The organism is Oceanospirillum sp., from assembly GCF_982874595.1.
On record NZ_CEYNZH010000006.1, the window covers coordinates 120,015 to 134,534 of the forward strand.

At 49.9% G+C, this 14,520-nt stretch carries 12 protein-coding genes and 1 tRNA gene; 5 read left to right on the forward strand and 8 right to left on the reverse strand.

The window, feature by feature from the left end; translation table 11 throughout:
* Positions 1 to 5 precede the first annotated feature (5 nt).
* Genes AC4GL5_RS04680 through AC4GL5_RS04690 form a run of 3 tightly spaced genes read left to right on the forward strand, consistent with a single transcriptional unit; the run spans position 6 to position 2,398 of the window.
* On the forward strand, positions 6 to 581 hold the full coding sequence (locus tag AC4GL5_RS04680; protein ID WP_490381631.1) for a TRAP transporter small permease: 576 nt from the start codon (positions 6 to 8) through the stop codon (positions 579 to 581).
* A 56-nt stretch (positions 582 to 637) separates the two neighbouring features.
* Positions 638 to 1,924, forward strand: a complete 1,287-nt coding sequence (locus AC4GL5_RS04685) for a TRAP transporter large permease (protein ID WP_490381632.1) — start codon at positions 638 to 640, stop codon at positions 1,922 to 1,924.
* Between the two features lie 21 nt (positions 1,925 to 1,945).
* Entirely contained in the window at positions 1,946 to 2,398 is a 453-nt protein-coding gene (locus AC4GL5_RS04690) for a universal stress protein (protein ID WP_490381633.1), read from the forward strand.
* An 80-nt stretch (positions 2,399 to 2,478) separates the two neighbouring features.
* Here AC4GL5_RS04690 and AC4GL5_RS04695 read toward each other — a convergent pair whose 3' ends face one another.
* From AC4GL5_RS04695 to AC4GL5_RS04710, 4 genes are all read right to left on the reverse strand, one after another.
* On the reverse strand, positions 2,479 to 4,233 hold the full coding sequence (locus tag AC4GL5_RS04695) for a GGDEF/EAL domain-containing response regulator (RefSeq protein ID WP_490381634.1): 1,755 nt from the start codon (positions 4,231 to 4,233) through the stop codon (positions 2,479 to 2,481).
* Positions 4,234 to 4,235: 2 nt separating this feature from the next.
* Positions 4,236 to 6,854: an ATP-binding protein gene (locus AC4GL5_RS04700; RefSeq protein ID WP_490381635.1), complete on the reverse strand. Its 2,619-nt coding sequence runs from the start codon at positions 6,852 to 6,854 to the stop codon at positions 4,236 to 4,238.
* 181 nt (positions 6,855 to 7,035) lie between these two features.
* Complete coding sequence (htpX, locus tag AC4GL5_RS04705) at positions 7,036 to 7,917, reverse strand: protease HtpX (RefSeq protein WP_490381636.1); 882 nt, start codon at positions 7,915 to 7,917, stop codon at positions 7,036 to 7,038.
* Between the two features lie 251 nt (positions 7,918 to 8,168).
* Positions 8,169 to 9,383, reverse strand: a complete 1,215-nt coding sequence (locus AC4GL5_RS04710; protein WP_490381637.1) for a pyridoxal phosphate-dependent aminotransferase — start codon at positions 9,381 to 9,383, stop codon at positions 8,169 to 8,171.
* Between the two features lie 199 nt (positions 9,384 to 9,582).
* On the opposite strand from AC4GL5_RS04710, the gene AC4GL5_RS04715 reads away from it, so the two are divergent.
* A complete protein-coding gene (locus AC4GL5_RS04715) occupies positions 9,583 to 10,410 on the forward strand; it encodes an enoyl-CoA hydratase (RefSeq protein WP_490381638.1) in 828 nt (275 codons plus the stop codon).
* A gap of 65 nt (positions 10,411 to 10,475) precedes the next feature.
* Here AC4GL5_RS04715 and AC4GL5_RS04720 read toward each other — a convergent pair whose 3' ends face one another.
* The 4 genes from AC4GL5_RS04720 to AC4GL5_RS04735 form a co-directional block, all read right to left on the reverse strand.
* Positions 10,476 to 11,678 carry a GGDEF domain-containing protein gene (locus AC4GL5_RS04720; RefSeq protein ID WP_490381639.1) on the reverse strand — a complete coding sequence of 401 codons (1,203 nt, stop codon included), beginning with the start codon at positions 11,676 to 11,678 and terminating at the stop codon, positions 10,476 to 10,478.
* A gap of 159 nt (positions 11,679 to 11,837) precedes the next feature.
* Complete coding sequence (gene ylqF, locus AC4GL5_RS04725) at positions 11,838 to 12,707, reverse strand: ribosome biogenesis GTPase YlqF (RefSeq protein WP_490381643.1); 870 nt, start codon at positions 12,705 to 12,707, stop codon at positions 11,838 to 11,840.
* Between the two features lie 144 nt (positions 12,708 to 12,851).
* Complete coding sequence (gene msrB, locus AC4GL5_RS04730; protein ID WP_490381640.1) at positions 12,852 to 13,274, reverse strand: peptide-methionine (R)-S-oxide reductase MsrB; 423 nt, start codon at positions 13,272 to 13,274, stop codon at positions 12,852 to 12,854.
* Positions 13,275 to 13,314: 40 nt separating this feature from the next.
* Positions 13,315 to 14,094 carry a hypothetical protein gene (locus AC4GL5_RS04735; RefSeq protein WP_490381641.1) on the reverse strand — a complete coding sequence of 260 codons (780 nt, stop codon included), beginning with the start codon at positions 14,092 to 14,094 and terminating at the stop codon, positions 13,315 to 13,317.
* Between the two features lie 347 nt (positions 14,095 to 14,441).
* Here AC4GL5_RS04735 and AC4GL5_RS04740 point away from each other — a divergent pair.
* Positions 14,442 to 14,517: transfer RNA gene (locus tag AC4GL5_RS04740), tRNA-Glu, on the forward strand.
* Positions 14,518 to 14,520: the final 3 nt, after the last annotated feature.

The following is a 14,520-nucleotide window of genomic DNA, read 5'->3' on the forward strand; positions in this document are numbered from 1 at the left end:
ATGCCATGACGGATTCTGAAAATCTAACCTATCACTCTGAACTCCCTGGCCTGCTGGGAAAAATCGACAACCTGATCAGCAAGGTAGAAGCCTTTATGCTGGCAGCGGGTGTGTTGCTGATGGCACTGAATACCTGCATTAATGTTGTTGCCCGTTTTGGTTTTGGTCAGGGGCTTTTCTTTGCCGGTGAGATTAACCGGATTCTGATTATTCTTATCACGTTTGCGGGTATTGGTTATGCGGCCCGACAGGGGCGTCATATTCGTATGTCGGCTATTTATGATTCCCTTCCCCATAAAACCCGCAAGTGGGCCATGGTGATGATCGCTCTGGTGACATCAGTCATCATGTTTTTACTGGCCTGGCTGTCCTATGAATATGTGGCAGATGTGTTTAAACGAGGGCGTATTCTGCCAGCGCTGGGGTTCTCTATCTGGTGGATCTATATCTGGGTTCCTATTGGATTTGCCATAACGGGGATTCAGTACTTTCTGACGGTGATTAAAAATCTCACCAGCAAAGATATCTACCTTTCCACCGGTGTGCTGGATGGTTACGCCGATGATGAATCTGAAGTCTGACCGGTTTCAGCCTGAGATGGTTTGGCTCCACAAAAAATAATGCATAAGGATTGATCATGGCTACCACCTTAATGCTGATAATGATCGTGCTGTTACTGCTCGGTTTTCCAATGATGATCCCTCTGATTACCGCAGCTTTGACCGGCTTCTATATGATGTTTGGTGGCTTTGGTCAGATGGATACGTTTATTCAGCAGGTGCTTGGCGGTATTCGTCCTGCGTCGCTGATTGCCGTGCCAATGTTTATTCTGGCGGCGGATATTATGACCAGAGGGCAGTCTGCTAACCGACTGATTGATATGGTGATGACCTTTATTGGTCACATTCGCGGTGGGCTTGCGATCAGCACGGCAACCTCCTGTACTCTGTTTGGCGCGGTATCCGGTTCGACTCAGGCCACGGTTGTCGCAGTGGGCTCAGCACTGCGTCCTAAGCTGCTCAAAGCGGGGTATTCAGATTCCTTTTCTCTTGCGCTGATTATCAATGCCAGTGATATCGCTTTTCTGATTCCCCCCAGTATCGGCATGATTATCTATGGTGTGATCTCAGAAACATCGATTGCCGAGCTCTTTATTGCCGGCATTGGTCCAGGCCTGCTGATTCTGTTTCTGTTTTCGGTTTATTGCCTGATCTATGCGACGATACATAACGTTCCAACGGAAGATAAGGCCAGCTGGTCAGAGCGCCTGAAGGCAACCCGTATGGCGGTTTGGCCTCTGATGTTCCCGGTGATTATTGTTGGCGGTATTTACGGTGGCGTTTTCAGTCCGACGGAAGCGGCTGCCGTTTGCGTGCTCTATGCGGTCATACTGGAGTTTGGTGTTTTCCGTTCACTGAGCAGCCAGGATATCTTTACCATTGCCAAATCAACGGGTCTGATCACGGCCGTTGTCTTTATTTTGGTCGGGGTGGGTAACGGCTTCTCTTGGATTATCTCTTTTGCGCAGATTCCGCAAACCATTCTTGAGGCTGTGGGTATTAATGAGATGGGGCCGATTGGCGTTCTTATCGCTATCTCGGTTGCCTTCTTTATTGCCTGTATGTTTGTTGATCCGATCGTGGTGATTCTGGTGCTGACCCCCATCTTTGCTCCCGCGATCGAGGCAACCGGGCTGGACCCGGTTCATGTGGGGATCATTATTACGCTGCAGGTTGCGATCGGTTCGGCAACGCCTCCCTTCGGCTGCGATATTTTTACCGCCATTGCGATCTTTAAAAAACCTTACTGGGAAGTTGTTCGCGGGACGGGGCCTTTTATTGCGATTCTGCTTTTCTCTGCAGGTTTGCTGGTGGCTTTCCCAGAGATTGCGTTATTCCTGCGGGATGTGGCTTTCAGTGACTGAGGGCTGGTTTGAGGAGTACACATGTTTAAACGAATTTTAGTGGCGGTTGATGGGTCGGTTACAGCACTGGATGCGCTGGATAAGGCCATTGAGCTTCAGGAGCTGACGAAACAGCAGGCATCAGAAGCGGAGATCTATCTCTTATGTGTGTATAAGCATCACAGCCTGTTTGAAGCTTCTCTGTCGATGGTTCGACCGGAGGATATGCAGATACCGGATCAGGCACTGACGGAGTATGCCCGTGATGTGGTCGATCAGGCGAAAAAGCATGCGCTGAAGAAGGGGGTGACCTGTCGTGGGTTTGTTAAAGGGGGGCGTCCGTCGAAAACCATTGTCGCCTTTGCTCAATCGAAAGAGGTGGATCTGATTGTGATGGGGTCAAAAGGGACGCATACCGATGTGGATGGTATGTTTCTGGGCAGTGTCTCGCAGCGCGTGGCTGCCCATGCTAAGTGTCCGGTGATGATTGTTTAGCGTTTCAGGGCACAGAAAAAGGGCTGACTCTGTTTTAAGACGGGTCAGCCCTTTTAGGTAAAATCCCTGCAGCCGCATGCTTATCCGTTGATTGCCTTTATATACTGGAGTAAGGCTTTGCCGGTTAATGGCGGTGAGTAGTAATAGCCCTGAATCAGTTCACAATCCAGCGCTCTGAGGATCTCCAGCTGGGCTTCATTTTCAACACCCTCTGCAACTGTAATAAAGTCAAAGTTTTTGCACAGTTGCATCACGGTTTCTACCAGCTTTTTGTCTTTGGTGTTGTCGTGCATATCCTTGATAAACGCGCGGTCGATTTTCAGTACGGAGACGGGCATATCTTTCAGATATGCCATGGAGGAATAACCGGTGCCAAAATCATCAATGGCGATGGAAATGCCCGCATCTGCAAGCTGCCTGAGCTGGAGTAATGCTTCAGCCATATCATCCATCAGGCCGGATTCTGTAACTTCGATTTCCAGAACGGATGCCGGTAGCTCATACTGGTTCAGAATCTGAAGGCAGGTTTGAGCAAAGTCCTGCTGGGTTAGCTGCTGACTGGCCACATTGACTGCCAGCATAAAATTATCCGGCACCTGTTTTTTATCCAGCCATTGCTTGAGTTGTTTACAGCTGGCCTCCAGAACCCAATGACCAATATCGATTATCTGCCCGGTTTTTTCCGCCAGAGGAATAAACTCAACCGGAGATATGCGACCGAGGGTGGGGTGTGTCCAGCGCAGCAGTGCTTCAGCACTCAGGCACTGCTCGTTATGCAGACTGATCTTTGGCTGAAAATAAAGCTCCAGCTCTTCTCTGTCCGCCGCGTGGTTCAGAGCTTCCTGTAGTGTGAGCTTTCTTTGCAGCTGGGCCTCAAGTTCCGGGGTGTAGTCCCGCCAACTATTTGGGGTTTCAGGAACTGCGAGCGCGGCCAGCCGGATCAGGTTTTCAGCGGTTCGTCCCTGTCCTGATGCACTGATGCCGGCACGGGCATTAAGCCGTAAACGAAACTCCTGATAGTCGATCGGCTGGCGGATGGTTTCCAGCAGAGGGAGCACATGGTTTGCCAGCTGTTCACAGGAAAGTTGGCCGGGGGTTTGGGTGCGGCGTGCCAGTACCCACTCCGTGCTGCTCCAGAGTCCCAGGATATCACCTTCCTGATGATATTGAGTCGCTCTTTCCCTGAGGGCCAGAGCCAGATTTTCAGCGACTTCCAGCCCGTGTAAGCGAGCCATCTCATCAAGCCCATCGACCGCAAAAAAGTAGATCATCAACTGCTGGTTCTGGTCGATGGCCTGTTGCAGCAGACTGAGTAATCCGGTTCGGTTAGGCAAGCCGGTCAGAGGATCTTCAACGGCCATGCGTCGGAGTTCACAGGTACGCTCAGCCACGAGAGATTCCAGTTCGTCTGCCCGAAACATCTGTTGCTGCAACTTGAGATGTTCCTGAAGGATATTGTCCAGACGACGCAGAACTTCCTGATTATCAAATGGCTTAGTCAGGAAATCCCGGGCACCGAGTTCAAGAGCCTGATAGCGGGTGTTCTGGTCGGTGTTAGCGGTCAGAATAATGACGGCAGGCAGTTTGTCACCCAGGCTTTCCCGTATTTTCTCCAGCAGTTCAAGGCCTGAAATATGCGGCATGCGGATATCGAGGAAAATCAGATCAGGACAGCGCTCTTTGATTCTGGGCATCAGCTGTCGCGGGTCAGTCATGCACTGGACCTGTGTAAAACCCTCATCTTCGAGCATGCTGGCCAGGAGATCGACATTTACTTCGTTGTCGTCAAGAATCAGGATGTCTGCTTCAGTGTTTAATGAGCTTTGGCTATCCATACTTAGTGCTCCAATTTGGCCTGCAGGAGCTGATACAGAGCGTCCAGATCCAGCGGTTTGTTCAGATAGTCGATAAAGCCAGCTTTAAGGAGTTCTTTACGATCCTTTTCGGTGCCTGAGGCAGAAACGGCTATAACGGGAATCGTTCGGGTCAGAGGATTTCGGGACAGCATCTGCTGAGCCTGATGGCCGCTAATACCGGGTAGATCCAGATCCATCAGAATCAGATCCGGTGTATCAGAAGCGGCTATCTCTAAAGCGACCTCTGCGGAGGAGGCCAGTGTCAGCCGGTATTCCGGCAATTCGTCAACAAAGGCTTTTAACAGGCGTTGATTGGCCGGATTGTCTTCCACATAAAGTAGATGGCAGCAGCCTTCGGCGTCTTTTGAGTCCGTTTCCGATGTGGTTTGGGCGTTATCATGTTCTGTCGACAGGGGCAGGGTAAACCAGAAGCAGCTGCCTTTGTGCTCTTCACTTTCAACACCGATCTCACCTTTCATCAGTTCGACCAGCTCCCGGCACAAAGCAAGGCCGATACCGGTACCTTCGATAGCAGAATTTTCTGCCCCCAAACGGCTGAAGGGCTGGAATAACTGATTGAGCTGGTCGTCGGAGATACCGGTACCGGTGTCTTCTACCTCGATGCGTAGCATATCTTTGCAGGCAATGCTGCGGATGGTGACTTCTCCCTGGGGGCGATTGTATTTAATCGCATTGGTGACCAGATTAATCAGGACCTGCTGGCAACGGGTATAATCTGCCACCACCCACTGTTTTTGAGTGTTAGCTTCCAGGGGGTGAAGTTTGATCTGATACTGGTCTGCGATAGGTTGCAGGCCTTCTAAGGCGTCCTGCATCATCTCCTGAGCATTCAGTGATTCCAGAGAAACACTGATACGGCCTGCCTCGATACGGGCAAGATCCAATACATCGTTGATCAGGGTCAGCAGGTGTTGGCCACTTTTGTAAATCTGTTTTATGTGACGTTGCTGGCGATCGGTCAGAGGATGTTTGCCGGACTGCAGCAGTTGGGCAAAACCCAAAATGGCATTCATCGGTGTACGCAGTTCATGGCTCATAGAGGAGAGAAACTCGCTTTTGGCCTGACTGGCGTTTTGCGCAGCATCTCTTGCCTGAAGTAACTGTTCGTTGATCTGCTCCCTTTCATGCATCTGGCGATAAAGTCGGATCAGCAGTGCGCAGGTACTGGTGAAGGGGTTAAGCCATTCCGCTAACTCAGGTTGGTAGTCCTGCTGAGAGTTTGCAATGGCAAACATGCCGATCACCTCTCCCTGATCAAAAATCGGAACGCCCATGTAACGATAAAGCTCCGGGTGACCCGGTGGCAGATGACTGTTACCGACAAGGTCCTGCATCCGGTTGTTAATGATGAGCTTTTCATCAGCAAATACCTGACCAATCAGGGTCTTTGGATTGGTCAGCAGCATATCGCCAGCCACCAGCTGCTTCATCAGTTGCTTGGATTCTTCGCTCCAGGAAAGATCGGTAATCGCATGCAGTTTCAGTGCTTTCTTGTCTTTGACGGTCAGTACTTCACCGATAAAGGCGTAATCACTTGCTGTGAGTTCTCTCAGAGCTTCCATCAGGAAAGCCCACAGCTTGTCCTGAGAAAGCAGTGCCTGATAATCCGTCAGTCCCTGATGCAGAATCTTAAGCAGGGCTTTTTCCTGTTGTTCAGCATGCTGGGCAGCCCTTACATCTCTCAGGTCTGACAGGATACCAATAAACTGGCGTTCGTCAGGTTGGTTGCTGTGTACCTCGCTGACCCCAAGGTGGATTGGCAGGAGGGTTCCATCTTTTCGTTTGGCTTCTACTTCGCGCCCTTTACCAATAATTTTGGCTTGGCCGCTGGTCATAAAGCGATGCAGGTAGTCGTCATGCTCTTTGGCCCAGGGGCTTGGCATGATCATTTTTACATTCTTCCCTTTCAGCTCCTCTTCGGTGTAATCGAGTAGCTTTTGAGCAAAAGGGTTAACCTCAAGCATGGTTCCGAATTGATTAATGCGGATGATGCCGGCCGCTGCGGAATCAACAATGGCCCGATAGCGGGCACGGCTGATATTCACTTCTGCTTTTTCGTGCTCAAGCCGGATTCTTTGCTGATGCAGTTTGATCAGCTCTTCTGCCTGGCGGGCCAGTTGTTCCAGGCGAGTAATATCCCGATGGGTGAGTACCCGGGGCTTGGTATCCAGAATGCAGAAGCTTCCCAGATGAAGTCCTTCATTTATGCTGATAGGTATACCGGCATAAAAGCGAACGGAGTGTTTCCCGGTAACCAGTGGATTATTGCGGAAACGTTCATCTTTTAGCGTATCCGGAACAATCAGGTTTTGGCCCTGATAAATTGCATGGGAGCAGAAGGAGATATCCCTGCTGGTCTGATGGCTATTGAAGCCCTGCTCCGATTTGAACCACTGCCGGTTTTGGTCAACCAGAGAGACCAGGGCGAACGGGACGTCAAAAAGATCTCTTGCTAACTCGGTCAGGCGGTCAAAGCCCGGATCCCGCTTAGTATCCAGAATGGCCAGATCGTGCAGATGCTGCAGACGTTCTGTTTCGTTGGCAGGTAACAGTATGTCGGACCGGGCGCTGGGGGGCATAGAAAACCTTCTGTGCAGGGGAGTCGTCGCGCTGACATGCGCGATGTTCCCGCAGTTATACGGATTTTCTAATATTGTGTATGCTTCTTTGTGTTATTGGAAGTCGCCTTTACCCTTTCTTCAATGAAAAAACCGGTCAAAAGACCGGTTTTCACAATGAGGGACACGTTAATGGGGCTGCTTATCGGCCTTGCTGCAGTGCTTTAATGCGGTCATCCAGGGGTGGGTGAGAGGCAAATAGTGCAGACATCTTACCACCGGAAATACCCAGAGCGGCCATAGAGCCTTTCATGATACTTGCTTCATTAGACTCCGCTTTCAGGCGCTGTAGTGCAGAAATCATCGCCTGACGATCAGCAAGCGTTGCACCAGCATGGTCTGCCCGGAATTCGCGCTGTCGGCTGAACCAGGCGACAACAGCCGAGGCCAGAATACCGAACAGAATATCCAGTACAATCGTTAGCACCATTTCGGCAACCCAGCCCAGACCGCCTTCGCCTTCTTCATCAGCAGTGAACTGGTCGATAGCATAAACGACAACGCGGGTCGCGAAGAGTACAAAGGTGTTTACAACCCCCTGAATTAACGACAGCGTGACCATGTCGCCATTGGCTACGTGACCAATTTCGTGGGCCAGAACCGCACGAACTTCTTCCGGGCTCATACGTTGCAGCAGGCCGGCACTGACCGAAACCAAGGCATCGTTTTTATTCCAGCCGGTTGCGAAAGCGTTGGATTCCATTGCAGGAAAGATACCTACAGTTGGCATCTTGATCCCCGCTTTTTGGGAAAGCTCTGCAACGGTTTGCAGCAACCAGGCTTCCGTTTCGTTGCGAGGCTGGTCGATCACCTGAGTACGGGTACTCATTTTAGCCATCGTTTTAGACATAAACAGGGAGATCAGTGAGCCGGTAAAACCGAACACGGCACAGAAGATCAGCAAGCTGGTCAGGTTGAGGCTACCACCGGCTTTATAATTGCCTACCCCCAGTACGCTAAGGACGATACCTGCAATCACAAGTACAGCCAGGTTCGTTAAAAGGAATAGTCCGATACGCATCATATCTGCGAATTCTCCATCAAGTTAATCTGATACCTTTTTATTGGGTTTAACATACACGCTTACAAGGGCTGGCGCTTTTTTATCTGTTCGCTGGCCATACGCGGATATGCCATCTCATCATTACCCAACAAGGTTTATGTTTGATAACGGTCAAAATTTTTGGTTCCGTGAAAGTTCCCTAAAAAATGAAGTATTTGCAAAAAAATGCCCCGTGTATTGCGGGGCATCTCATTGCTCAAATGGGCGTCTGCTTACTGGCTGTATTTACTCAGGAAACGAGCGATGCGGTTGATCGCATCTTCTAATTGATCCACATAAGGCAGAGACACGATTCGGAAGTGATCCGGCTCCGGCCAGTTAAAGGCGGTTCCCTGAACCAGCAGCATCTTCTCCTGCTTGAGCAGGTCGTAGGCAAACTTCTCATCATCGTGGATGTTAAAGCGTTTCACATCCAGTTTCGGGAACAGGTAAAGCGCACCTTTGGGCTTCACGCAGCTGATACCGGGAATGTTGTCCAGCATCTCCCAGGCCAGATCCCGCTGCTCTTTCAGACGACCACCGGGCAGAATCAGGTCGTTAATGCTCTGATAACCCCCGAGAGCTGTCTGGACCGCATGCTGGGCTGGTACGTTGGCGCATAAGCGCATGGAAGAGAGCATGTTCAGGCCTTCGATAAAGTCAGAGGCCTTGCGCTTGTTGCCGCTGATAATCATCCAACCGGAACGGAAACCCGCCACACGATAGGATTTGGACAGACCGTTGAAGGTCAGAAAGAGTACGTCATCTGCCAGGCTTGCGATGGAGGTGTGCTTCTCTTCATCGTAAAGAATCTTGTCGTAGATTTCGTCGGCCAGCACCACCAGATTGTGCTCGCGGGCAACCTCAATAATCTCCTGCAGCAGGGATTCCGGATACAGAGCACCGGTGGGGTTGTTCGGGTTGATGATCACAATACCCTTGGTGCGTTCGGTGATCTTGCTGCGAATATCATTGATATCCGGATACCAGTCAGCCTGTTCGTCACAGATGTAGTGAACGGCTTTGCCGCCGGCCAGACGGGTTGCTGCGGTCCACAGCGGGTAATCCGGTGCCGGGATCAGTAGTTCATCATCGTCATTCAGCAAACCCTGAGTCGCCATTACAATCAGCTCGCTGACACCGTTGCCCAGATAGATATCTTCGATGGACACATTGTCGATTTTTTTGCGCTGACACTCCTGCATCACCGCCTTACGGGCCGAGTACAAACCTTTGGATTCGCAGTAGCCCTGGGCATTGGGCAGGTTATAAAGTACATCCTGCAGAATCTCTTCCGGTGCCTCAAAGCCGAATGGGGCGGGATTACCGATATTCAGTTTAAGAATACGGTGACCTTCCTCTTCCATTCGTTTGGCTTCTTCAAGGACAGGTCCACGGATGTCATAACATACATTGTTCAGTTTTGTGGACTTTTTGATGGTTTGCATACGGGTTCCGTTGTGCGGTAAGGGGTATAGGGTGGGGCAGTATTTGCCTCATTTTTTTAGAAAGAACCATATTAAATAATTTATCGGTCTTTGGTAAGACGATAAACAGATGAATAGTCTGACTGATGGGTTTTTTTCGCCAGAGTGATATGCTGTTTTTCTGGTAAACCTGATTTTAACAATAAAAAGGACCGTAGCAATGACAATGGAGCAATCCGAAATGGCTCAGAATAAAGGCTCTGCGATTGAGACAGATACTTTGGTAATTCGTGAGGATCGCGATGGTGTCAGTACTCTGATGCTGAATCGCCCAAAGGCGTATAACGCGCTGTCCCTTGGCTGCATGCAGGCGCTGATTAAGGAGTTGGATGCTGTTTCCCTGGATAAGTCGATCAAGGTTGTGATCATTTCAGGTAGTGGTAAGGGTTTTTGTGCCGGCCATGATCTCAGGGAGATGAAAGAGGGGGGGTGTGAGGCTTTTTATCAGGAAACATTTTCCACCTGTGCAGAACTGATGGCGAAGATTCAATCGATCCCTCAGCCTGTGATTGCTAAGGTTCATGGCATTGCGACCGCTGCTGGCTGTCAGTTGGTGGCAACGTGTGATCTGGCCTATGCTGCTGCGGATTCCCGCTTTGCTACACCGGGTGTAAATATTGGTCTTTTCTGTTCAACGCCTATGGTTGCCCTGACCCGTGCTGTGCACCCCAAGCAAGCGATGGCGATGTTACTGACGGGTGAAATGGTGCCTGCAGATAAAGCGGAAGCGGTAGGTTTGATCAACGAAGCGGTTGCTCCTGAAGCCCTTGATGCCCGAGTTGATGAGGTTGCCCAAATGATCGCTGCTAAGTCCTCTTATACACTTAAGGTTGGTAAAGAGGCTTTCTATCAGCAAAGAGATATGACGCAGGCTGAAGCATATAACTACTGCAGTCGGGTTATGACAGAGAATATGCTGGCCCACGATGCCCAGGAAGGCGTTGATGCATTTCTGAACAAGCGTTCACCTTGCTGGCAGGGGCGTTAAGTCAGGAGCGCCACATTCTGCTGATTATGTGTTTCGCAGCAGTGAAACTGTTCTGAGAGGGTGGTTCAGCCAGCCTGAACCACCTTGTTCCGACCGCTCTTCTTTGCCTCATAGAGGGAGTTATCCACTCTGTGCAACGCTTCATTAAAATCTTCATCCGGCTTGAGTTCGCCGACTCCGATGCTGACCGTGAAGCGGACTGGCTCATTCTCTTTTGAGGTAACCCAGGACTGTTCGCAGCGCATGCGAATCCTTTCTGCTGCTTTCAGGGCATTCTCAATACTGCTGCCGGGGAGGATAGTGGCAAATTCTTCGCCACCGTAACGGGTAAGAATATCGGTACTGCGAAGTTCATCCTTCATGATTTGGCTGAAAGACTGAAGAACATGATCACCGGTCAGGTGGCCGTGAGTATCATTGATACGCTTAAAGCGATCCAGGTCGAGCATCAGCAGACTGACTTGTGGACGTTCTGATTTTTTCCAGGTTTTATTCAGCTCTTTTATCCGCTCCATCATAATGCGTCGATTGAGCAGGCCTGTCAGAGGGTCGCGGGTTGCCTGGCGGTAGAGTCGAAGCAGCATATGCAGCTGCGCCTGATTGGCCCATAGAGCAATGACCAGCAGCGTTGAGATTAGCCAGAGATCTTTAAAACCATCCAGGCTGAATAGGGTTCCGGCAAAAAAGTCGTTGTACAGTAGGGTGATGATTAGTCCTGCCCCAAGGATACTGGCTTCCAGAATCGTTAACGGAAATACGCTTAATATGGCCACGAGAAGGAAAGGAATGAAGCTATACCCGATTAGGGCTTCATCGCCCCCGATAAGCCGGAACAGGCTTGCGGTGTAAAAAATAGCCGGAAAGGCAATCAGCAACGTAAGGCAGAAGAGAGAGTGCTGCAGGTTACGCTTCTTGGCGTTGTTAACCAGTAGCAGTATCAGCATAGCGCTAAACAGCATCAGGCGATAAAAAGCGATGGTGCTTAAGTCTTCGGGGGCCAGTAGCAGGTAATCCAGCGGAATCCAAAGAGGGGCAAAAATGGCAAATACGACACTGAGAATATTAATGCGGGTACGGATATATTCGCTTCGTGCGGCATTGAAGTCGTCCGAATGATATCGGTTTGTCAGAGTGTCAAACAGGTTGAGTTCCGACAGTTTGCGGTATAGTCCACCTGTTGCTTCATCCAGAGCAGTCGCGGCCGTTGGGGTCTGGCGTCGCTCGACCGGAGGATCGTTGTCCGGGCTGGAGGGTGAAGGGTTTGGCATAAGCGGATTGTTACCTTTATTTATTGTTAGTGTTTGGCAGCATTAAGCAAAAATGCTGCTTAGGTTATCGAAAGCAGCTATTGTTTCTCTTGATTTATATCACTGCTGGAATATTCAATGTGCGGGTAGGTGGAATACCCTGCTGCTATTGAATGCAGCTTAATCTTCCGGTGTTTCGGATTCTTCTTCGATGACAGGCTCGGGGATATCTTCCGGTACTTCCAGTGACAGCCGTCCCATATGCCCCCCTCGGATATCATTCAGTAATACTTCCGATGCTTTATGCCAGTCTATTTCACCGCCGGCTCTCAGGCCGCCGCGCTTGCTGGCAATGAGTTCCAGAACGGCTTCCGGGGTTTCCGGCAGAGTTTTCATCTTATAGCGGGTTTCCAGAGGTTTGGGATAGCGGGTCATCAGCTCCCCTGCGGCAAACATGGCGATATCCAGATAGTCGACAGCAGTGTTACGGATGGCGCCGGACGTTGCCAGGCGGTAGGCGCTGTTCTGATCTTCAATGCGTGGCCAAAGTACTCCGGGGGTGTCTATGATGGCGATACCTGAGGGTAGTGTGATTTTTTGCTGGCGCTTGGTTACTGCGGGCTCGTCACCGACCTTGGCAACTTTTTTACCGGCAAGGCTATTGATCAGAGTCGATTTTCCTACGTTAGGAATTCCCATCACCATAACGCGAACCGCGCGATCTTTGCGCACCTGCCCCGCCATCTCTTTGACGATCTTCGGAATTTGCTTCAGGGTGCGGGACTCCGTTGTCGTAACGGTAATCGCCCGAGTTTCTTCCTGTTCTTCGAAGTGTTGAATCCAGCGTTTGGTTATAGCCGGATCAGCCAGGTCGTCTCGGCTGAGAATTTTCAGACAGGGTTTGTTGCCCCGCAGTTCATTCAGCATGGGGTTCGCGCTGGAGTATGGGAGTCGGGCATCCAGAACTTCAATGATGACATCAATTTCGGGCAGAGCGTCTTTAATCTGGCGACGAGCCTTATTCATGTGTCCCGGATACCAACCTAACATCGCCATGGAGCTCTCCTGTCTTTTGGAACTGAGTTCACGCACACTTGTAACAAAACAAGCCGCTGAAGCTTAAGGCTAAAGCGGCTTAACAAAGCGCAAAATTATATCAAGAGGACGAAATTTAATCAGCAGTTTAGTGCGGGGTTATTTTTCAGCGCTTGCCAGTTCGAAATCTAAAGATGCTGAATTAACGCAGTAGCGCAGCCCGGTTGGTTGTGGCCCATCAGGAAATACATGGCCGAGATGGGCATTACACTGCTGGCAGAGGATCTCTGTACGTATCATGCCATGGCTTTGGTCGGTACGTTCGAGAATCGCGTGTGCGTTAATAGGCTCCCAGAAACTTGGCCAGCCACTACCGGATTCGTATTTGGTGGCCGAGTCAAAAAGCGGAGTCTTACAACACACGCACAGATAGGTCCCTGTTTCGTGGTGGTTGTAGTACTTACCGGTAAAAGGGGGCTCTGTGCCGCCACAACGGCAGATGTCATATTGTTCCGGGGAGAGTTCTTGTTGCCACTCCTGCTCGTTAGCAGGGAGCTGCTTCTTAGTCGTATTGTCAGTCATAGTCAGAGAGTATATCTACAGGTTTATAGAGAGTTGGTTATTAGTCATAGACCTGCTTTTTCTTCCATTGATCCTCTTCTTCCATCATTTTTTCAAACTCTTTCGTTAGCTGATCGCCTTCCTGCTGACCTTCCAGACGCTGTTGCTGCTCCTGTTTAGCTGCCGTATCCTCAAGTTCATCAACACGTTTCTTAGTAGCAAGGATCTGGTCGGTGTAGTCACCACCCTGATTGTTTTTGCCCATCTCGCTGATAACCCGGCGGTAGTGAATCGCTGCAATTTTAGGCTTCATCTCACGTTCTGACTTTTTGGCCGCAGAGATGTAAACCTCAATAATGGTTTGGGCGAATGCTTTACGCAGTTGTTTCAGAAAGCCCTGGGCAGCACCATGTGAGATTTTTTTCTCCTGATACTGAACGGAGATATGCTTGTGCAGCAACTTGAGGTTACGGCGGACATTATTAGCCGTTTGGATATCGGTAACAGGTACTGTGGAGACGTTTTTGTTTTTGGTGGCAAACTCAAGCATCTGCTTCGCATTCTCAAGGTGCTTGGCAACTTTATCATCAGGGTCTGCTTCGTACTGCTGCTGAAACAACTCGACGACACTGCGCGAAAGAAATATTCGCATATCCTGGCCCAGATAGTGCGGAGGGACCTCTTCCATCAGAAACATCAGGTTTCTGGCGCGATCACCCAGTGAGCGAAGATAGCGGATATGTTCGATGCGTTTTTTTTCCGCAGCTTGCTTTGAGTAGACTATAAAAATTAGGCCTAATGCTAATGAAAGCACAACGCCAAGAATGATCACTGATGACATTCCAGGTTCCCTTTATCCTGAGCTTTATAATTTTGGTATCCGATAAGTGTTTCACTTTGTATCAGCGCTAACTATATATGAATACGAGCACTGATATCTATTGCCTATCGGCATGATCCCTGAAAACTTAAAAAAGCAGTTTTTATACACCTTGATCAATAATAAGAGAAAAATCGATAGGGTGCGAATTATAACGAGCTGTTTCCTATAGGGTTTGATCGTCATTAAGCTTGTTGAGTAAAGTGTCGGAAGTTTTTGATAAGAAAAGAAAAAAAGGTGTTGACACATTTTGTAGGCCTCTATAAAATGCGCGCCATCCTTCGATGAGGGGTTATTTGCAGGATTACGTCCCATTCGTCTAGTGGCCTAGGACACCGCCCTTTCACGGCGGTAACAGGGGTTCGAACCCCCTATGGGACGCCATTT